The organism is Streptomyces sp. NBC_00536 (genome assembly GCF_036346295.1).
Taxonomy (GTDB): domain Bacteria; phylum Actinomycetota; class Actinomycetes; order Streptomycetales; family Streptomycetaceae; genus Streptomyces.
This window is the reverse complement of the sequence record NZ_CP107819.1, coordinates 8,172,739-8,188,553: the sequence shown is the minus strand read 5'-3', so window position 1 is coordinate 8,188,553 and position 15,815 is coordinate 8,172,739. Positions and strand designations below refer to the sequence as shown.

Here is a 15,815-nt window from a genome sequence, read left to right as displayed (position 1 = left end):
GCCGTGATCAACGGCGATCAGCACCACGATCGAGCAGTCACGAGCCGAGGAAGACCGGACCTGACGCCCACTCGGGGCCAAGCAATCGTCGGGGCCAAGCAATCAGGCGAGGCCTGTGGCGAGTGCGTCGAGGGAGTCTTGCAGCGCCCTCGCCGCGGCGGGTACGTGCGGGGCAAGGGTGCAGAAGGCGTGGACCAGGTCCTCGTGGTTGCGGTGCTCGACCGGGACACCGGCCGCGCGGAGCAGTCGGGCATAGAGGATGCCTTCGTCGCGGATGGCGTCGCCTTGGACGGTGGCGATGTAGGCGGGCGGGAGACCAGCGTGGCTTTCGGCGTAGGCGGGTGCGGCGCCAGAGGTCTTGGGGTCGCGCTCGCCCAGGTACCAGCCGACGCTCAGCTCGACGGCGCGGCGGGGCAGGACGGGCGCGTCGGCATTCTCCGTCTCCGAGGGCAAGGTGAGGTCGATGTGTGTGCACGGGTACCACATCAGCTGGAAGCGCAGCGGTGGCCCACCGGCGTCGCGGGCGCGCAGAGCGACCATGGCGGCCAGGTTCCCGCCGGCCGAGTCGCCGGCCACGGCGATGCGGTCCGGGTCCCCGCCGAGTTCGCCGGCGTGAGCGGCGGTCCAGCGCAGCGCGGTGAACGCGTCCTCCAGAGCCGCCGGGTACGGGTCCTCGGGGGCGAGGCGGTAGTCGACGGAGACCACGACTGCGCCGGCCCGGTGGGCGATGCTGCGGGCGACGTTGTCGTGGGTGTCGAGGCTGCCCATGAAGAACCCGCCGCCGTGGTAGTACACGACCACCGGCAGACCGGCCGCGTCGGCCCGGGGCCAGTAGATGCGCACGCCCACCCCGTCGACGCGGCGGTCCTCGATGCGCGGCAGCTCGACGACGCGCGGCTGCGCGATGGAGTTCGCGATATTGGCGCGGCGCAGTTCTTCCAGCGGAACCGCATCGAAGTCGATCTCCGGCATGCTGGCGAGGAGCTTCCGCAGAATCGGATCCAGTGGCACGACGTCCCTCACTCCTCACGCCTTCGATGGCCGTTTCCAGCGCCATCACCGTGCATGACGCACTCGCTGGGGTCCGGGCCGTACGCCCGACACTTTAGGGCGCAGAAAAGGCAGAACCGGCGATTCGACATCGGCGGGGCTTCACGGTGTGCGGTGGGGGTTCATCCCCGCGGGCGCGGGGAGCAGTGGCCGGCTGCCTTGAGGGCGGGGCCGACGGCGGGTTCACCTCCGCGGGCGCGGGGGATGGCCAGTACGGCCCTTTGGTCGCGGCGGCGCGTCCACGGTCTGGTGGCCCGCACAAGCGGAACTCCGATCGGCTCTTCGGCGAAAAGGCTAGCCGCGAACCACCCGCGTGCAGTCCACTCTTCTCGGCTCCCGACCGCCGGGAGCCGGCAAGGGGGAGAGTCATGAAGATCGGGAAGCGGCTCGCGGCAACCGGCACGGCTCTGGGCCTGGCCGTATCGGGCCTGATGCTCGGCGCCACGGCCGCGCACGCGGACGGCACCCAATGCGGCCACTACACCACGAAGTACGGGGCGTACGTCAGCATCTGTCTGACCATCTCCCAAGGCTCCCGGCCGCAGGCCAACCTGAGCTACTACGTCGACAGCCGCAGCGCGAGCACCGACGAACACATCTACATCCAGCTGGCCGGGTGCGGCAGCAGTGCCACCTCCGACTTCAACGATGAGCAGAACGGTCAGCGCGTCTGGAACTACCGCATCACCGGGTCCTGCCCCTCAGGTTTCTCGAACTGGGACGGCTACTCGTACGCCACCGAAACGGGCCACACCACCGGCTCGACCAACACGGGCTGGTTCTCCTAGCCTGATCGCGCTCCGCCGCGCGAACCGGGGCCGGGACCTCTGCCTTCACTCCGTATGGTCCCGGCTCCGGCCCTGGCGATGACCTCGCCGTACGTCGTCACCACCGACACCCGCCTGTACCCGGGTGTCGGTGGTGAAGGCCGAAGCGGATGGACTGGGTGCCGACGCGGATCCTGCCGCGCGATCGAGTGCCGCCCGGGGCCGGACGCGCCCGGGCCACGCCCCGTCCGCGTCCTCCTCTCCGGGAGGACCGGACAATGAGGCCATGTCTGAAGCACTTCGCGCGATACCGCCTCGCCGCCGTACGGGAGAGGAGCCCCTCCACCTGGACGGCGCCGCCCACGGCAGACTGATCGGCTTCTGGGCGTGGGCGTACTCGGGGCTGGTCGGCAACACCCTCCGCGGGGCGCTCGCCGAGTACATCGTCGCCCTCGCGCTCGAAGTCGCCGACGGCACCCGGGTGGACTGGGACTCCGTGGACATCCGACTGCCCGACGGGCCTCGGGTCGAGGTCAAGTCGGCCGCCTGCCTCCAGGAGTGGGACCAGACCAAGCTGTCCGCGGTGTCCTTCTCCATCGCCCCGGCCGAAGGCTGGAACGCCGTCACCGGAGAGGTGGACCCGGCTCGCCTGCGCCGGGCGGACGTCTACGTGTTCTGCCTCCTCGACCACCAGAACAAGAAGACCCTGGATCCCCTCGACCTCGCCCAGTGGACCTTCTACGTCCTCCCCACGTCCGTCCTGGACGAGCACCGGTGCCACCAGCGCACCCTCACGCTTTCCTCGCTCCTCGCCCTGGACCCGCTACGCACCGACTTCCAGGGTCTGCGCTCCGCCGTACTCGCTCCCGTCCTGCCGCAAGGGACTCGGTTGATCACTCCTCCGACTTCCGAGTGACGAAGAGAGACGGCTTTGGCAGTAGCGGATTCCGATCAACACGATGTTCGGGCTGGGGCGGGCCGTGAGTTCCTCGTGCGGGTCGGGGATGAACCGCACCTTTGTCTCTTCCGCCTCCGAACCCAGGCTCGAGACCACCAACAGATCGCGACTTCACCTCGTAGAGCCGCCCGATTCCGTCCACCGCATCCGCGCCCAGTCCACGCTGTGCCCGCAGGTCGCACAGTCGCGCGTCGTCCCCGGCCCCACCGACGTCCGTAGCCCTTCCAGGAGTCAAGATGACCGCCCTCGCCGCCCTCGCCGCCCTCGCCGCCCTCACCGCGCTCTGCCCGCCCCCCGAGTCCGTCCCCCCGGCCCCCGACTGGAACCAGGTCGAACGAGAACTCGGCATGCGACTCCCCCAGGACTACAAAGAACTCGTCGCCACCTACGGGCCCGGCCAGTTCTGCGGATTCATCTCCCTCCACCAGCCGTACGGCGCCGGCGAATGGACCGACCTCACCGGCCCCTTGCCCGCACGCCTCCGCGAACAGATCGAACAAGTCCGCCACAGCACACGCACTCCCTGGCCACTCCCCCACGACCCCCAGCACCTCTTCGCCATGGGAACCACCGCCAACGGCGACTACCTCTTCTGGGTCACCCAGCCCGACACCACGCCCGACGCATGGGCCGTCGCCGTCAACGAAGCCCTGCGCGCCCCCTGGTTCACCTACCCCGGCACCCTCACCGACTTCCTCCTCGCCATCCTGACCGGCACCACCCAGGTCCCGATCTTCCCCACCGACCTCCTCACCACCGGAACCGCATTCATCCCCGCAGCCGTACGCGACACCCCCGCCCCCCAGCACCCACCCCGCGGCCCCGCCAACACCAACACCAACACCATCCGCACCTGGGCCCGCGCCAACGGCCACGACCTCCCGCACCGCGGCCGGATCCCCCTCGACATCCTCCACGCCTGGGAAGCCGCCAACCCCACTTGACCGATTGGCCCGCCGGCCAGCCGGTAACCGAAGTCCGCCGGCCTCTCCCGGCAAGCCCTCGACAACGAACCCTGAACACGCCGCCCAGCACCACCGCCGCAGCAGAGGACTCCCGTGCCCGACTCTGATCTGAGAGCACTCACCCAGATCTGCCCTCCGCCCGCCACCGCGCCTGGCCCCGTCAACTGGTACGCCGTCGAAGCGGAACTGGGCATGCCGCTCCCCTCGGACTACAAGGCGCTCGCCGCGACGTACGGACCCGGCCGCTACGCCGACTACCTCAGCGTCTACCACCCGCACGGGGTCACCGAATGGGTCCGCCTCACCGGACCCATGCCCGCCCGGATCCGCGGACAGCTCCAGCAGGACCACGACGGCGCCACGCACCCCGTGCCCCATGACCCGCGGTCCCTGTCGGCCATCGGCGTCACCGACAACGGCGAGTACCTGTTCTGGATCACCGAGCCGGAGCGAACGCCCGACCGCTGGCGCATCGCCGTCAACGAGGCGCGCGGGCCCCGCTGGTTCACGTACGACGGCACCCTCACCGCGTTCCTCGCCTCGGTCCTCCGTGGGGAAACCACCGTCCCCCAGTTCCCCCAGGACCTCCTGCCCGCCCCACCCACCTTCACCCCGTCGGCCCCCCTCCCCTACGAACCCCCGCAGACCCCGGCCAGAGGCCCCGTCGACACGGACACCATCCGCGCCTGGGCCACCGCCAACGGCTACCAGATCCCCCTCCGCGGCCGGATCCCCGCGAACATCCGCCAGGCCTGGGATGCCACCAACCCAGCCTGACCGACTGGCCCCGTCCGGTCCGGCAGCCGGTGTCGGCAGCCCGAGGTTTAGGCTGCGGGCATGACGGAGCACCCTGGTTTCGGCGTGATGCTGGCGTGGTTGCTGGACCACAGGCAGCTGCGTGTGCAGGAGCTGGCCGAACGCGCCGGATCGACTGAGAACGAGCTCCGAGCGGTGCTCATGGGGGAAACATCCGGCGCGAGACTGCTCCGGCGGATCGCGCCTGCCACGGGTTTCCACACCGTCGACCTGTTCATCCTCGCGGGCCTCTCCGTCCCGGACGACATGGCGCCTTTGGACGGAGCGGCCGAGCGGTGGGGACCGTACATCGTGATGGACGCACTGCACCTCCCTGAGGCGCAACGGCATGAACTCCTGCGGCTGGTCCACTCACTACCGCAGGAGGAACGGCTTTCCGTCTTCGCCGCGAAGCGGCTCGCGTCCGCTGCCGACCTGGGAGGCCGGGTCATTCGCATGCTCCAGTACCGCAATCTGAGCTGGACCGGCATGGCCAAGATCCTGGCGATCGCGACGCCCACGTATCTGTCGGCGTCCACTTACGGTGTGATCGGTTCCGGTCGCAAGGACCTGACCCCCCGTTTGGTCACGGACTTCGCAGCCGTGCTGGGGATCGACTCCCAGGCACTGGCCGCCCTGACGGGCGTCCACCTGCGCGAGGTACCACCGCCCCCGGCCCCGGAGGCGGTCGACGCCGCGGCCCTGCTGTGGGAGACGCGGCGCCTCTCCGCCGCCCAGGCACAGCACGTCGCCGGGCTGGCACGCTCGCTGCGGGAGGACTCCCCCTACCTGTAATTCATCACGGTGCGGACACGCGGGGCACCTTGGGCGAACAGCCGAAGCCCGTCGTCGTCGGTGGGCTCGAATGCGTGCCCGACCGTTGGGCCGTCCACCCCGAGCAGGTCACCGAGTGCGCTCGGCCAGGGTTCCGCATCGTCATTTGCTGTCACCGGCAGCGCTGAAGGCGCACCCCCTGTGACTCATCTAAGGCTCACCTGTGACTCACCGGCAGCGAGATGCCACACGCCGTGGGCGAGATCGAGCGTCGCCGTACGGTCGGCCCGCTCCGGTAGCTGCTGGCCAAGGCGCCACCGCTCGGGCAGAGCCGACAACTTGACGGTCACCGTGGTCCCGGACGCCCTCCCGACGACTCCGCTCCAATGGGGGTTCTCGGCGATCAGCTGCTCTGACAGCGCACTCTCCGGTTCCGGGACGCTCACTGATGGGGCTCCACTGGCACCGAGCAGGGCGGACCCGGCCAGCAGGGCCAGTAGTCGGCCGAGGATCGACGAGGGCATGGCTGGATCTGTCGATTCCACCGCCAGGTAGCAGTCGTCGTGTCCGGAGAACCAGAAGCGTGAGCCATCGAGGCGAGGGAGGACCGGCTCGTCGCCGGCGGCCGTGCCGATGACCAGAGCGAGCTCATCGAGCTGCCCGGGGGTCGCGCCCGCCGGCACGTCGACCAGCGACAGCTCGTAGGGTGACCAGTCGCTGCTCAGGAATCGGGGCAGGCTGTTCCGGTGCAACGTCAGGAACTCCTCGCCGAGCTCGATGGAGCCCGAGGCCCATGGCCCGACCGGGTGGACGGTGCAGTCGACCCCTTGTTCTGCTGCGATCAGGGACGGCCGCCATTGCTGGTAGTCATCGTGCAGAAAACTGTTCGTCGCCAGGTTCACGACGACGACCGTGTCGTTCGCCGTGCGGGTGAGCACATCGATCAGCTCTCCGGCCCGGGCGGCGGCCGCGCTGATCATCCACGAGCCTTCAGCCTCACGGACACTGAAGCTCAGCGGAAACGGCAGACGCTCCCACCCGACGCAGTTGACATTGAACGCACCGTGGCGCTCCACCTTGATCACTGCCACATCCCCCGTATAAATCGTCGCCAGCGCTGTGACCAGCGCAGACCATCATCCCTCTGTGTTGAACCATCGGGGGCCCCGAGAGCGGCACGCCAGCGTCAGGGACCGCAGGCCAGAGACTTCGGTTGAGGTGTCGCAGTGTCAGCCACGGTGCGGGGGACGGCATGCGAGCCCGGCTATCGTTCCGATTCCGGCGACTCGGCCCGGGCCCGGGAGCGAAACGGCGCGGAGGCGAGAGCCGGGATGATCCGTTTGTGGAACGGCTTGACCAGCGCGAAATAGGCGCGCCCGATCCGGTCGGAGAATTGGACCTCGGTGGTGAAGCTGCCACACTGCCGCGCCGCGTCGACCTGGAACAGGGACCGGAACACCAAATGCGCGTCGGCATTGCCGCACACGACCAGATCCGGCGACACCGACTGGACGACCAGCGGCCCGAACTTGCGACCCACCTCCAGGTGGACCGGCCGGCCGTAGTTCCGCTCCTGGGTGCTGAAGCCGAAGGGACCGGTCACCCGGTCGCGCATCGACAGCGCCAGGTCGAGCCAGCGTGGCGCCGACTCCAGGATCAACGAACAGAACCGAGGCGCATCCATCGGTTCCGGGAGCAAGACGCTGTACTTGTCGGCGTAGTCGATGCGCCCGAGGTGGCTAATCGTCATGGGGCGTGCTCCTCCGCGCGGTCAGTGAGTGAACGGTTCGCAGGCGGGCGGGGTTCGCCCGGACGGCGAGGTCCCGGGCCGACATGGCACACCTTCCCGCTCCCATATACCTCTACATCCGTAGAGACCCCGCGAGTGCACTCTACACCCGTAGAGTGCAGTCATGTCCACCACTCACCCGCTGGCCGAGCTGGACCTTGCAGACCTCGGACCTCGCGGACCGCGACGGCGGTAGCCCCGGGCCAGCGTCCGATCGGGACGCAGTGGCTGGGCCACTCGGCGCTCCGCCGTACCCGTGGCCGATCTCCGGCCGGACACGTCGCCGATATGAACGCCTCCACCACCCCGACAGGACAGGGCAGCGATCCGGGAAGGGGCGGCACGACCTTCAACACATCTGCGGCCCCGCCCCACACACCGCCGTGGCGGACTGACAGCCCCGGACCGCATCAGATCCGCCGGAGCGCTCAGCCCGCAGTGACACGTGCAGGAGCAATACACGTCATATGGACGAGGGAACGCGCGACTCGGCAGCTCAAACGGGCCTTCTTCCTCTCCGCGTTCGCAGCCCTGGGCGACCCACCATCGCGGTCCCACCACAACAAGAAGCCCCATCCCGAACGACGGCCGCAGTCACCTGACCAGCGGTTCAGCCAGGAGGACGACTCGATCGGCCTCGACATCGAAGCCGAGCACCGGATGCCCGTGGTCACCCTCCGGATCCATCAGGACCGGCTTGCCCAAGCGCCGCCCGATCTCCCGCAAGAAGCCACAGAACACATCGAGTCGCTCCTGGCCCTGCAACTCCCGCAGGTCAACGTCGAAGTCGATGACCTCGTCGTCAAGGAAACGGAAGATCGCCAGCACGTCGGCAGTCGGCCAGACCCGCAGGGTTGGGCACTCGGCGACCACCGGGCGGGACAGCACAGCCTCAGCGCGAGGCACCGGCAGCACCGTCTCGCCTTCGAAGTACTGGCACGTCCAGCCTCTCTCCTCGACGAGATCGAGAACCGCCTGCCAGTCCCCCGCCGAACAATCCGGGACACGCACGTCCGGCAGCGACCCCATCAGATCAGGGTCGAAGAAACAGCTCACGTCATCCCACAGAAGATCAGCCACACCGCCGTGTTGCCCGGCTCCCCGACCCGACGCAGCCCCGTTTCCCTTGACCAAAGAGGTAGGGGCCACGCGTTAATGGGGCCTCCGTCGGCGTGGAGGTTGCGCCAGTCCGTCCATCGGGTCCGGCACGCACACGTGGATCCCGTCCCCACCCGGCTGATGTCGGCGTACGGTCAGGGGCTGTTGTCGGTGAGCCCGCGATGCCACGTCAGCGCGCACCGTAGGGTGGTCTGATGTTCGACCGCCTGGAGATCAGAGTGTTGCCGCCCGGACCCCGCTTCGCGGCTCAGGTTCGGTTCTGGGTCAACGGCGAGGACATCGTCGAAGAGGCCGTTGACGAGGGCGGCCGCGGGCCGTACGCCATCGACGTGCTGCCGACCGGGCGGCCCAGCCCTCTTCGAGCGACCGGTGAGGCCCGCCGCCTGGAACTGGGGGAACCCGAGTGCACCGGTGGGTGCTGCGGCTTCCTGACCATGACCGTGCAGCGGATCGGGGAACTCGTCCAGTGGTCGGACTGGGAAGTCCCGTGGGCGGGGGCGAACACCCCTGCGCCCCATCCCCCGCCCGAGCTCCACTTCGACGCGCGTCAGTACGACGCCGAAGTGGCTCGTGCCGAGGCAGACCGCTGGTGGCAGGTGTACCTGTAGGCCCGTCCCGTCCCGGCCCGGCCCGTCCTGGCCTGGCCTGCCTGGTTCCGGACACGCGCCGCCTCCGTCGCCCATGTGGCCGAGCCGGCGTGCGTACCAGTCGAGGAAATCGGTGGCGGAGGAGACGTTGGGCCCCAGTACCCGTCTTCGGCCCGTACTCCCTAACGCCAACATCAGCCACATGGAGCCGGGACCTCGATTTCCCCCGAGCCGGGGCGCGATGCAACGCCGGCCCCGGGACCGGACCACCGGTTCGCCACGGATGTCGCGCGGATGCCCTGGCGGGCCGGGTGCAACCCTGGGTGCGGTCTATCCATGCGATCCCTCGGGGGGACAGCCCTGCCTTGGACAATGCTCCCGGAACGCGCCGAAATCCTCGCCGTCCACGCGGCCTACATGGGATTCGGCCAGAGACTGAGCAGTTCATGTCCCGGAACGCCCCGAGACCAGCCTTCCCCACTACCATCACGGCCACTTCCCCGGCCTGCGGGACATGGCGCACCGTCGATCCCATGCACCTGGGCACAAAGCGGGAGGGAAGCCGAAAGCCCTACCTGCTCGACCTCGCAGGCTGGAAAACCGGTGCCTACGCGGGCTCCTGGAAGTGGCAGGAGACCGGAGCCCGAGCCATCCACAAACGGCGCATGCACTCGAACGCCACCATCCTGCCGACGGGGGAAATCCTGGTCACCGGTGGCATCGACTACAAGCCGCCGCCCGAGATCCCGAACATGCCGCCACCCCCGCCACCGCCCGACCGCCAGGCCGTACATAATCCGGAGATCTACAACCCCGTCCCTGATAGCAGCAGAGCAAGGGGTTGACTGCACTGTGAGGCGGCGCGCGCCCGAGCCCAGCGGGCCGTGAGTCTGCGCCCGTCGAGGACGGGGCCGGTGGGGCGGGGGTTGTTTCCCGCCCCACCGGCCCCTGGTGTTGTGGTCCTCGCAGCCGTCGTGGTGCTGTGGGGCTGCGGTCAGCGGCACGCGGTCACGTGCGTACGGTTACTGGCACTGGCCGGAGCGGGGGCCCGTCACGGTGGTGGCGGTGAGGTGCGGCGCCGGGTTGTTGGCCTCGCAGCGCAGTGGTCCGACGACGCGGTCGCCCGAGACGTCGACGCCGCCGGTGTTGGCGTCCAGGGAGACCGGGCCCGTGAGGGTGTTGCCCTCGCAGTCGGGCGAGCCCGAACCGATCAGTACGGCGCCGCTGGTGTTCCGTACCGAGACCGGGCCGGTCAGCGTTGATCCGCACAGGGAGACGGCGAGCGCCCCGCCGGCGGTTACCGGGCCGGTGACGCGCCCGTTCGACACGGACAGCGCGCCGCCGGGACGGACGGTGAGCGGTCCGCTCTGGCTGCCGCCGGAGGCGATGCAGACCGACTCCCCGGCGGCCACGGTCAGCGGTCCATGGGACGCCGTCGTGATGCAGGGCCGGCTGAATCCGACGTTGATATCGGTCGGTTCACCGGTGGAACTGGCCGTGTGGTCGGCGTCCGGAGCGTACGAGGCGCTGATCCGGTGGGTGCCGGGGCGCAGGGCGCTCGTGGTGAAGCGGGCCTGTCCGGCCTGGAGCGCGACGGTGGCGAGCGGGGTGCCGCCCTCCGAGAAGGTGACCGTACCGCCGGGGCTCGCGGCGGTCGGGCTTTCGGAGCCCGTCACGGTCGCGGTCAGGGCGACGGCGTGCCCGAACAGCGGGGTGGCGGTGTCCACGGCCAGGGTGGTCGACGTCCCGTAGCGGAACGAGAGGACGGCCTTGCCGTCGCCGTGCTGGACGCCGCCGAGCAGGGAGGCCTCGGAGATGCCGGCCTCTGCCGGGGCCGCGTAGCCGCTGCCGCCGCCACCGCCCGCGCCATAGAAGTTGCCGGGGTTGCCGCCGCCGGAGCCGCCGCCGCCGCCGTGCCAGCCGCCGCCACCGCCACCCCCGCCGTTGCCACCGCGGCCGCCGTTGCCGCCCGAGCCGCCGGAGCCCGGGTTGGGCAGGCCGGTGTTCTGGTCGATGTCGCCCGCGTCGCCTCCCGCCGCGCCGACCGGGTTCGTACGGACGCCGATGCCCGCCTCGGTCCGGGTGCCTCCGGTACCGCCGATGCCGGAGCCGTTGGGGCCGCCGCCGTCGCCGCCGTTGACCCCGGCGGGCCCGCCGCCGTTGCCGCCGCGGAGGAGGGGGCCGCCGTTGCCGGCGCCTCCCCCGCCACCGGCCACCAGGATCCGGTCAGCCGGGCCGAAGGTGCCGGTGCGCAGGTCGGTCGCGCCGCCGCCGGAACCGCCGCCGCCGTGCGCGCCGCCGCCGCCGGAGCCGTGGCCGAAGCCGCCGGGACGGGCGTACTCACCGTGCCGGGAGGTGCCGGAGCTGCCGACGGCGCCCCGGGTGATCTGGATGCTCTGGCCGGGGATGACGGCCAGGGTCGCGTGCGTCCGCCCGCCGAGGCCGCCGGGGGCGCCGTCGTTCGGGGGGTTCGGGGAGACGTAGCCGGCCGCGCTGCCGCCTTCGGCTCCGTACAGGTCGACGGTGAGGGCACTCACCCCGGCGGGCACGGTGAAGACGTCCGTGCCCGCGGTGGCGTACGTACAGGTGGGCGGCGAGGTGGTGAAGGCGCCCGCCGGGCCGCAGGGTCCCGCCGCGTCCGCCGGGTCGGCGGCCGCGGCGAGGGGGGCCACCAGGGCGGCGAGAAGGCCTGCCGCGCCGAGGACGAGGGCCGTCCTGGAGGTCGGAAGGGAGCGGGGTCTGAGTCGGTTCATGGTCCTGATCGTGGGGTTCGTGGGGTTCGTGGTGATGGGGTCGGGGTCGCGCATGGCGGTCAGACTCCGTCGTCGGCGCAGAGCGCCCAGGCGTCGGAGTAGGTGCTGGGCGAACTGCCGCCGCCGGTGTGGGTGTACGCCGTCCAGTAGGAGGCCGTGGTGGCCCCGTCGCTGACCGGGGTGCCGCCGGAGTTGCTGGGGTAGGTGCCGTTGAGGTGATCGCCCGGCGAGCCCGGCCCGGTGAAGTCGGTGGTCGTCACGCTGCCGCCGCTGATGGCCGCACCGCCGCTGATGAGCTTTCCGTCGTTGCCGCCGCAGCCGACCGTCACGGTCTGGCCCGTGGTGGCCGCCGTCGGGCCGCTGACCTCGCTGTAGCGGACCTTGACGGTGGTGCCGCTGATGTTGATGTTGCTGCCGCTGCAGATCGCGTAGGCGTACGTCACATTGCCCGTGCCGCCGCCACCCCCGTTCCAGCCGACCGCGGTCCAGGAGTCGGGGTTGGTCTCGCCGTCGGCCGCCGCCTTCTGACCGTAGTCGTGACCGGCGTTGTTGAAGGTGGGGAAGGACGCGATCGGCTTGAGGCTGCCGACGTCGGCCGGGGTGATCCGGGCACCGCCGCCGAGCAGGCGGGTGTTGGCCGGGCAGGTGGCGGTGACGAGGCCCACCGTGGAGGCCGTGGTGGGGCCGGAGATCTTGTTCATCACCACCTGGGTGTGGTTGATGAGGTTGCTCGTGAAGCACACGGCGTACGGGGTGCTGGAGAACGAGGCGTTCACCGCGCCGCCGCTGCCGCCGATGCCGAGCCAGTGCGTCACGTCGGTGCCGACGACGCCGGTCGAGCCGGTGTACTCGGTGCTGCCGTCGGGGCTGGGCGAAGTGCCGTTCACCTTGTTGCCGTTCGACGACGTTCCGGTGCCGATGGCCTGGTTGATCCCACCACCGGCTATGAGGCCGGAGGCGCAGTCCGCGTGGGTGGAGATTTCGGAGAAGGCCGATCCGGGTCCGGAGGTGGCGCCCGGAGTCTTCACCGTCACTCCGACGGTGTTGGCGTAAGCCGATCCCGGCACCAGAAGGGCCAGGAGGGCGCCGAGGACCAGTGACTTTCCTGCGACGGTGCGCCGCAGAACGGTCTTTGCCATGAAGTTTTCTCCCTCATCCAGAGTCGCGCATGCGGACTGTAACAGTCCATCTGCGGCGCATCTACCATGAGAACGGACTGTCTCACCTGGCAGATAAGGGGGCGCATCCGAGCAGTCGGATGACCTGGACATATCCGGATTCGGATGGGTCACCACTGGGCGAGAGGCGGTGTGTCCGGTCCGTGCTGACGCCAGGCTTCGGTGAGGCGGACGAGGCGGACGAGGCGGGTCGGGGCGGCGATCCCCCGCACGGTGGCGATCTTGCCGTCGGTGACATCGAACGTCACGGCGCCGATGACCCAGTCGCCGAGTACGAAGAGGACGGCGGGGGCGCCGTTGACGAGTGCGTAGTGGACGGCGGGCGCGCCGCCGACCAGGCGTCGTTTCGCGGGTGTGGGCTTGAAACCGGCCCGCACGATGGCGGCGATGCGCTCCGGAGTGCCGTACCGCAGCAGCGTCTTGGCCAGGCCGGCGGCGTTGGAGTCGGAGATCGCGATCGCGTTGTCGGTGAGCAGCGCGACGAGCCGGTCGGTGCGGCCCGAGTTGGCAGCGGCCAGGAATTCCTCGATGATCCTGCGGGCGGCTGCCGGGTCGACCGCGCCGCTCCGGCGGCGCGCGGCGGTGATGTGGGTACGCGCGCGGTGGAGGTGCTGCTGGCTCGCGGACACGGTGATGTCGAGGATCTCGGCAATCTCGGCGTGGCCGTAAGAGAACGCTTCGCGCAGGAGGTAGACGGCCCGCCTCAGCACGGTCGTGGAAACGGCGAACGGCGAACGGCGCCATGGCCGGCGGTGTCGGCGCCGTACCGGGACTCGCCATCGGCATGATGACCGGCACGGTCCACGGGCTCGGCGAGGCGATTCTCCTCTGCGGCACGGGCTCCAAGAAGTAGCCCCGAGCCTGCCATTCCCGGGCCCCCTCCCCATTGCCACTGCACCGGGGAGGGGGACCTTCGCCGAGTGCGGCGCGGGTACGGGGCCCTCCGCCACGCCGGCGTTCGGAACCCTCAGAGTCCGCTCGGAGCCCGGTGCAGGAACTCCAGCCGCTGCTGGGCCAGTTTGATGTGCCGGGAGTCGAGGGACGGCAGTGCGCGCAGGAGACGGATGAGTTCCGGGGCACTGCCGATGGCCGTTGCCGGATCTCTGAGCTGGGTCCAGCAGTGGAGGGCACCGGCCGCCGCCGCGTGGACCTCCGGTGCGTCGGGAGACTGGCTGGCCAGCCGGATGAGCCCGGCGCTGGTCCACAGCTGGGTCGCGGGCCCGAAGGTGCCCGCCATCCGGGCGAGGTCGGCGCGGATTTCCAGCCAGCTGATCGCCTCGGGTGTCCCGTACCCCGCGTGCTGGAGAACGTACTCCTCCCATGCCTGTGCGAGAGCGGCGGCCTCGGTGTGGCGGCCGGCGGTGGCCAGGGCGTGGATGTGCGGTCGCGGGTCGCGCGCGACCGCGTCGACGGAGGCGGTCGGCGGAGGGACTTCTCCCTGCTGGGCCGCGGCTGTGGCCGGGGCCGTAGCCGGGACCTCGGGCGGCGTTGCGAGATCGGGCAGGACCTGGCCGGGAATCCCGGATCCGACGGCCGGGGCGTGTGGTCCCGAACCGGCCGGAGCGGCGAGTTCGCGGGCGGTCGGCAGGACCAAGGTGCCCGGTGGCAGCGCCGCCGCGCCCGCTGCGAGGGCGTGCAACTGCAGGTTGGCCGGGCGGCCCGGACTGCCGGCGAGCTGTTCGATCCAGCACCGGGTGTAGCTGCTCACGGTGTTCCCGCTGCCGGAGAAGCCGGGCGGGGACACAACCCCGTAGACCTCGGCCGAAGGGGAGGAGGGCAGGCTGCCGTACTCCTGGAGCAGTGGCCATGCCGCCTTGTCCGCGACCAGGTCGAGGAGCACGGTAGTCAACCCGGCCGGGCGGTCGCGCAGTTCGGTACCCAGCCATTCCCAGGGCAGCGCGGTGTAGCGGACCGATCCGGGCGTCGTGCCGGCCAGGGCCAGGTGCAGTCGGCGGCCGCGGCGGTCGAGCGTGAGACGGCCCGACAAGTAGACGAGCAGCGGACCGCGGGTGGCCGCGGCCGTCCGCAGCCGGGTCAGGACCAGGTTCGGGTCCCGGGCTCCGTCGAGATAGGTCGTATCGCAGGAGAGGCCGCTGTTCAGCAGCATCGCGGCCGGAACCACCCCGAGCGCGGCCAGGTTGGCGCTCGGCGCCACCTGAACGGCGCGGCGGTGTACTGCCGTACCCCCCGCTATGAGAAGGACGTGCCCCCGCTGCTCCAGCCCCAAGTTCTGCATGACCAGACCGTACTCACACGACGCGCAGCGCAACGCACGGGCCGCTCAACACTGCCCTCCGGCGTGAACCCGGGCGCTTCCGTTGCCGTCCGGTGCTCCGGTCACCGGGGCGGGCGCCGGCGAACCCGTGGAAGCGGCTCATGTCGAACCGCGGCTGATCAAGGTGCCTTGACAGCCCATGTGATTAGCCGCCATATTATGTGCATGACGAGGGACAGCATCGACGGTGAAGCGCCCACGCTGGACCAGGCCAGGCGCCAGGTCGAGCACTACGGGCTGGAGGTCGATCCGCAGGCGGTACTGGTCGCGGTGCGGCTGATCTCGGCGGGCGCGCGGGTCGGCCGGGCGACCGAGGCGCACTTCGCCAGGTTCGGCCTGTCGACGGGGCGCTACCGACTGCTCGCCGACCTCGAAGACCACGGCGGGGAGAAGTCCCCCTCGCACCTGGCGGCCGACCTCGGCGTCTCCAGGGCCACGGTCACCGGACTGCTGGACGGCCTCGAACGCGAAGGCCTGATCGCCCGCCGCCCGTCCACGGAGGACGGCCGGGGCACGGTGGCCATCCTGACCGCGCGCGGTGCGCAGCGCCTGCGCGACATGGCGCCCGAGCACTTCGGGCGACTGGAGGCGATGGTGAGCGGGCTCAGCGCCGAGGAGCGCGCGGTGTTCCTGGACCTGCTCGCGCGCGTCGTGCGCGGCAGCACGGCCCTGGCCGCCGACTGAGCCCGCACGCCCCTCGACTCCCAGCCCTCACCCCTCGACTCTCAGCCCTCGACTCTCGACTCTCGGCCGGTACAGCCCCGCCCTCCGGGCAGGGCCCTTTTCATGGCCACATAGTTAGCTC

15 protein-coding genes and 1 pseudogene are annotated in these 15,815 nt (G+C 70.5%); 8 read left to right on the top strand and 8 right to left on the bottom strand.

The window, feature by feature from the left end:
* Positions 1-102: 102 nt before the first annotated feature.
* The gene (locus OHS33_RS35240) at positions 103-1,011 is read right to left on the bottom strand and encodes an alpha/beta hydrolase (RefSeq protein WP_330334495.1); all 909 of its coding nucleotides are present in this window, start codon (positions 1,009-1,011) and stop codon (positions 103-105) included.
* Positions 1,012-1,418: 407 nt separating this feature from the next.
* Here OHS33_RS35240 and OHS33_RS35235 point away from each other — a divergent pair, with 407 nt between their 5' ends.
* The 5 genes from OHS33_RS35235 (at position 1,419) to OHS33_RS35215 (ending at position 5,330) form a co-directional block, all read left to right on the top strand.
* Complete coding sequence (locus tag OHS33_RS35235) at positions 1,419-1,838, top strand: hypothetical protein (protein WP_330334494.1); 420 nt, start codon at positions 1,419-1,421, stop codon at positions 1,836-1,838.
* Positions 1,839-2,103: 265 nt separating this feature from the next.
* Positions 2,104-2,733, top strand: coding sequence for a hypothetical protein (locus tag OHS33_RS35230; protein ID WP_330334493.1), 630 nt, complete (start codon positions 2,104-2,106; stop codon positions 2,731-2,733).
* 278 nt (positions 2,734-3,011) lie between these two features.
* Positions 3,012-3,719, top strand: coding sequence for an Lsr2 family DNA-binding protein (locus tag OHS33_RS35225; protein ID WP_330334492.1), 708 nt, complete (start codon positions 3,012-3,014; stop codon positions 3,717-3,719).
* A 114-nt stretch (positions 3,720-3,833) separates the two neighbouring features.
* The gene (locus tag OHS33_RS35220) at positions 3,834-4,517 is read left to right on the top strand and encodes an Lsr2 family DNA-binding protein (protein ID WP_330334491.1); all 684 of its coding nucleotides are present in this window, start codon (positions 3,834-3,836) and stop codon (positions 4,515-4,517) included.
* 60 nt (positions 4,518-4,577) lie between these two features.
* The gene (locus tag OHS33_RS35215; protein ID WP_330334490.1) at positions 4,578-5,330 is read left to right on the top strand and encodes a hypothetical protein; all 753 of its coding nucleotides are present in this window, start codon (positions 4,578-4,580) and stop codon (positions 5,328-5,330) included.
* A 185-nt stretch (positions 5,331-5,515) separates the two neighbouring features.
* On the opposite strand, the gene OHS33_RS35210 is transcribed toward OHS33_RS35215, so the two are convergent.
* The 3 genes from OHS33_RS35210 to OHS33_RS35200 form a co-directional block, all read right to left on the bottom strand.
* Positions 5,516-6,400: a hypothetical protein gene (locus tag OHS33_RS35210; protein ID WP_330334489.1), complete on the bottom strand. Its 885-nt coding sequence runs from the start codon at positions 6,398-6,400 to the stop codon at positions 5,516-5,518.
* Between the two features lie 173 nt (positions 6,401-6,573).
* Positions 6,574-7,059 carry a DUF2867 domain-containing protein gene (locus tag OHS33_RS35205; RefSeq protein ID WP_330334488.1) on the bottom strand — a complete coding sequence of 162 codons (486 nt, stop codon included), beginning with the start codon at positions 7,057-7,059 and terminating at the stop codon, positions 6,574-6,576.
* Positions 7,060-7,692: 633 nt separating this feature from the next.
* Positions 7,693-8,178 (bottom strand): hypothetical protein, encoded by a 486-nt coding sequence (locus OHS33_RS35200; RefSeq protein ID WP_330334487.1) that lies wholly within the window; start codon positions 8,176-8,178, stop codon positions 7,693-7,695.
* A 233-nt stretch (positions 8,179-8,411) separates the two neighbouring features.
* On the opposite strand from OHS33_RS35200, the gene OHS33_RS35195 reads away from it, so the two are divergent.
* On the top strand, positions 8,412-8,825 hold the full coding sequence (locus OHS33_RS35195) for a hypothetical protein (RefSeq protein ID WP_330334486.1): 414 nt from the start codon (positions 8,412-8,414) through the stop codon (positions 8,823-8,825).
* A gap of 512 nt (positions 8,826-9,337) precedes the next feature.
* Positions 9,338-9,649, top strand: a complete 312-nt coding sequence (locus tag OHS33_RS35190) for a hypothetical protein (RefSeq protein ID WP_330334485.1) — start codon at positions 9,338-9,340, stop codon at positions 9,647-9,649.
* Positions 9,650-9,826: 177 nt separating this feature from the next.
* On the opposite strand, the gene OHS33_RS35185 is transcribed toward OHS33_RS35190, so the two are convergent.
* From OHS33_RS35185 to OHS33_RS35170, 4 genes and pseudogenes are all read right to left on the bottom strand, one after another.
* Entirely contained in the window at positions 9,827-11,557 is a 1,731-nt protein-coding gene (locus OHS33_RS35185; RefSeq protein ID WP_330334484.1) for an Ig-like domain-containing protein, read from the bottom strand.
* A 59-nt stretch (positions 11,558-11,616) separates the two neighbouring features.
* Positions 11,617-12,696 carry a hypothetical protein gene (locus tag OHS33_RS35180; protein WP_330334483.1) on the bottom strand — a complete coding sequence of 360 codons (1,080 nt, stop codon included), beginning with the start codon at positions 12,694-12,696 and terminating at the stop codon, positions 11,617-11,619.
* A gap of 149 nt (positions 12,697-12,845) precedes the next feature.
* A pseudogene (locus tag OHS33_RS35175) lies at positions 12,846-13,442 on the bottom strand (sigma factor-like helix-turn-helix DNA-binding protein); the annotation flags it as partial.
* A gap of 260 nt (positions 13,443-13,702) precedes the next feature.
* Positions 13,703-14,971, bottom strand: a complete 1,269-nt coding sequence (locus OHS33_RS35170) for a hypothetical protein (RefSeq protein WP_330334482.1) — start codon at positions 14,969-14,971, stop codon at positions 13,703-13,705.
* A 204-nt stretch (positions 14,972-15,175) separates the two neighbouring features.
* Between OHS33_RS35170 and OHS33_RS35165 the strand changes: the two genes are divergently transcribed.
* Positions 15,176-15,694 (top strand): MarR family winged helix-turn-helix transcriptional regulator, encoded by a 519-nt coding sequence (locus OHS33_RS35165; RefSeq protein ID WP_330334481.1) that lies wholly within the window; start codon positions 15,176-15,178, stop codon positions 15,692-15,694.
* Positions 15,695-15,815 lie beyond the last annotated feature (121 nt).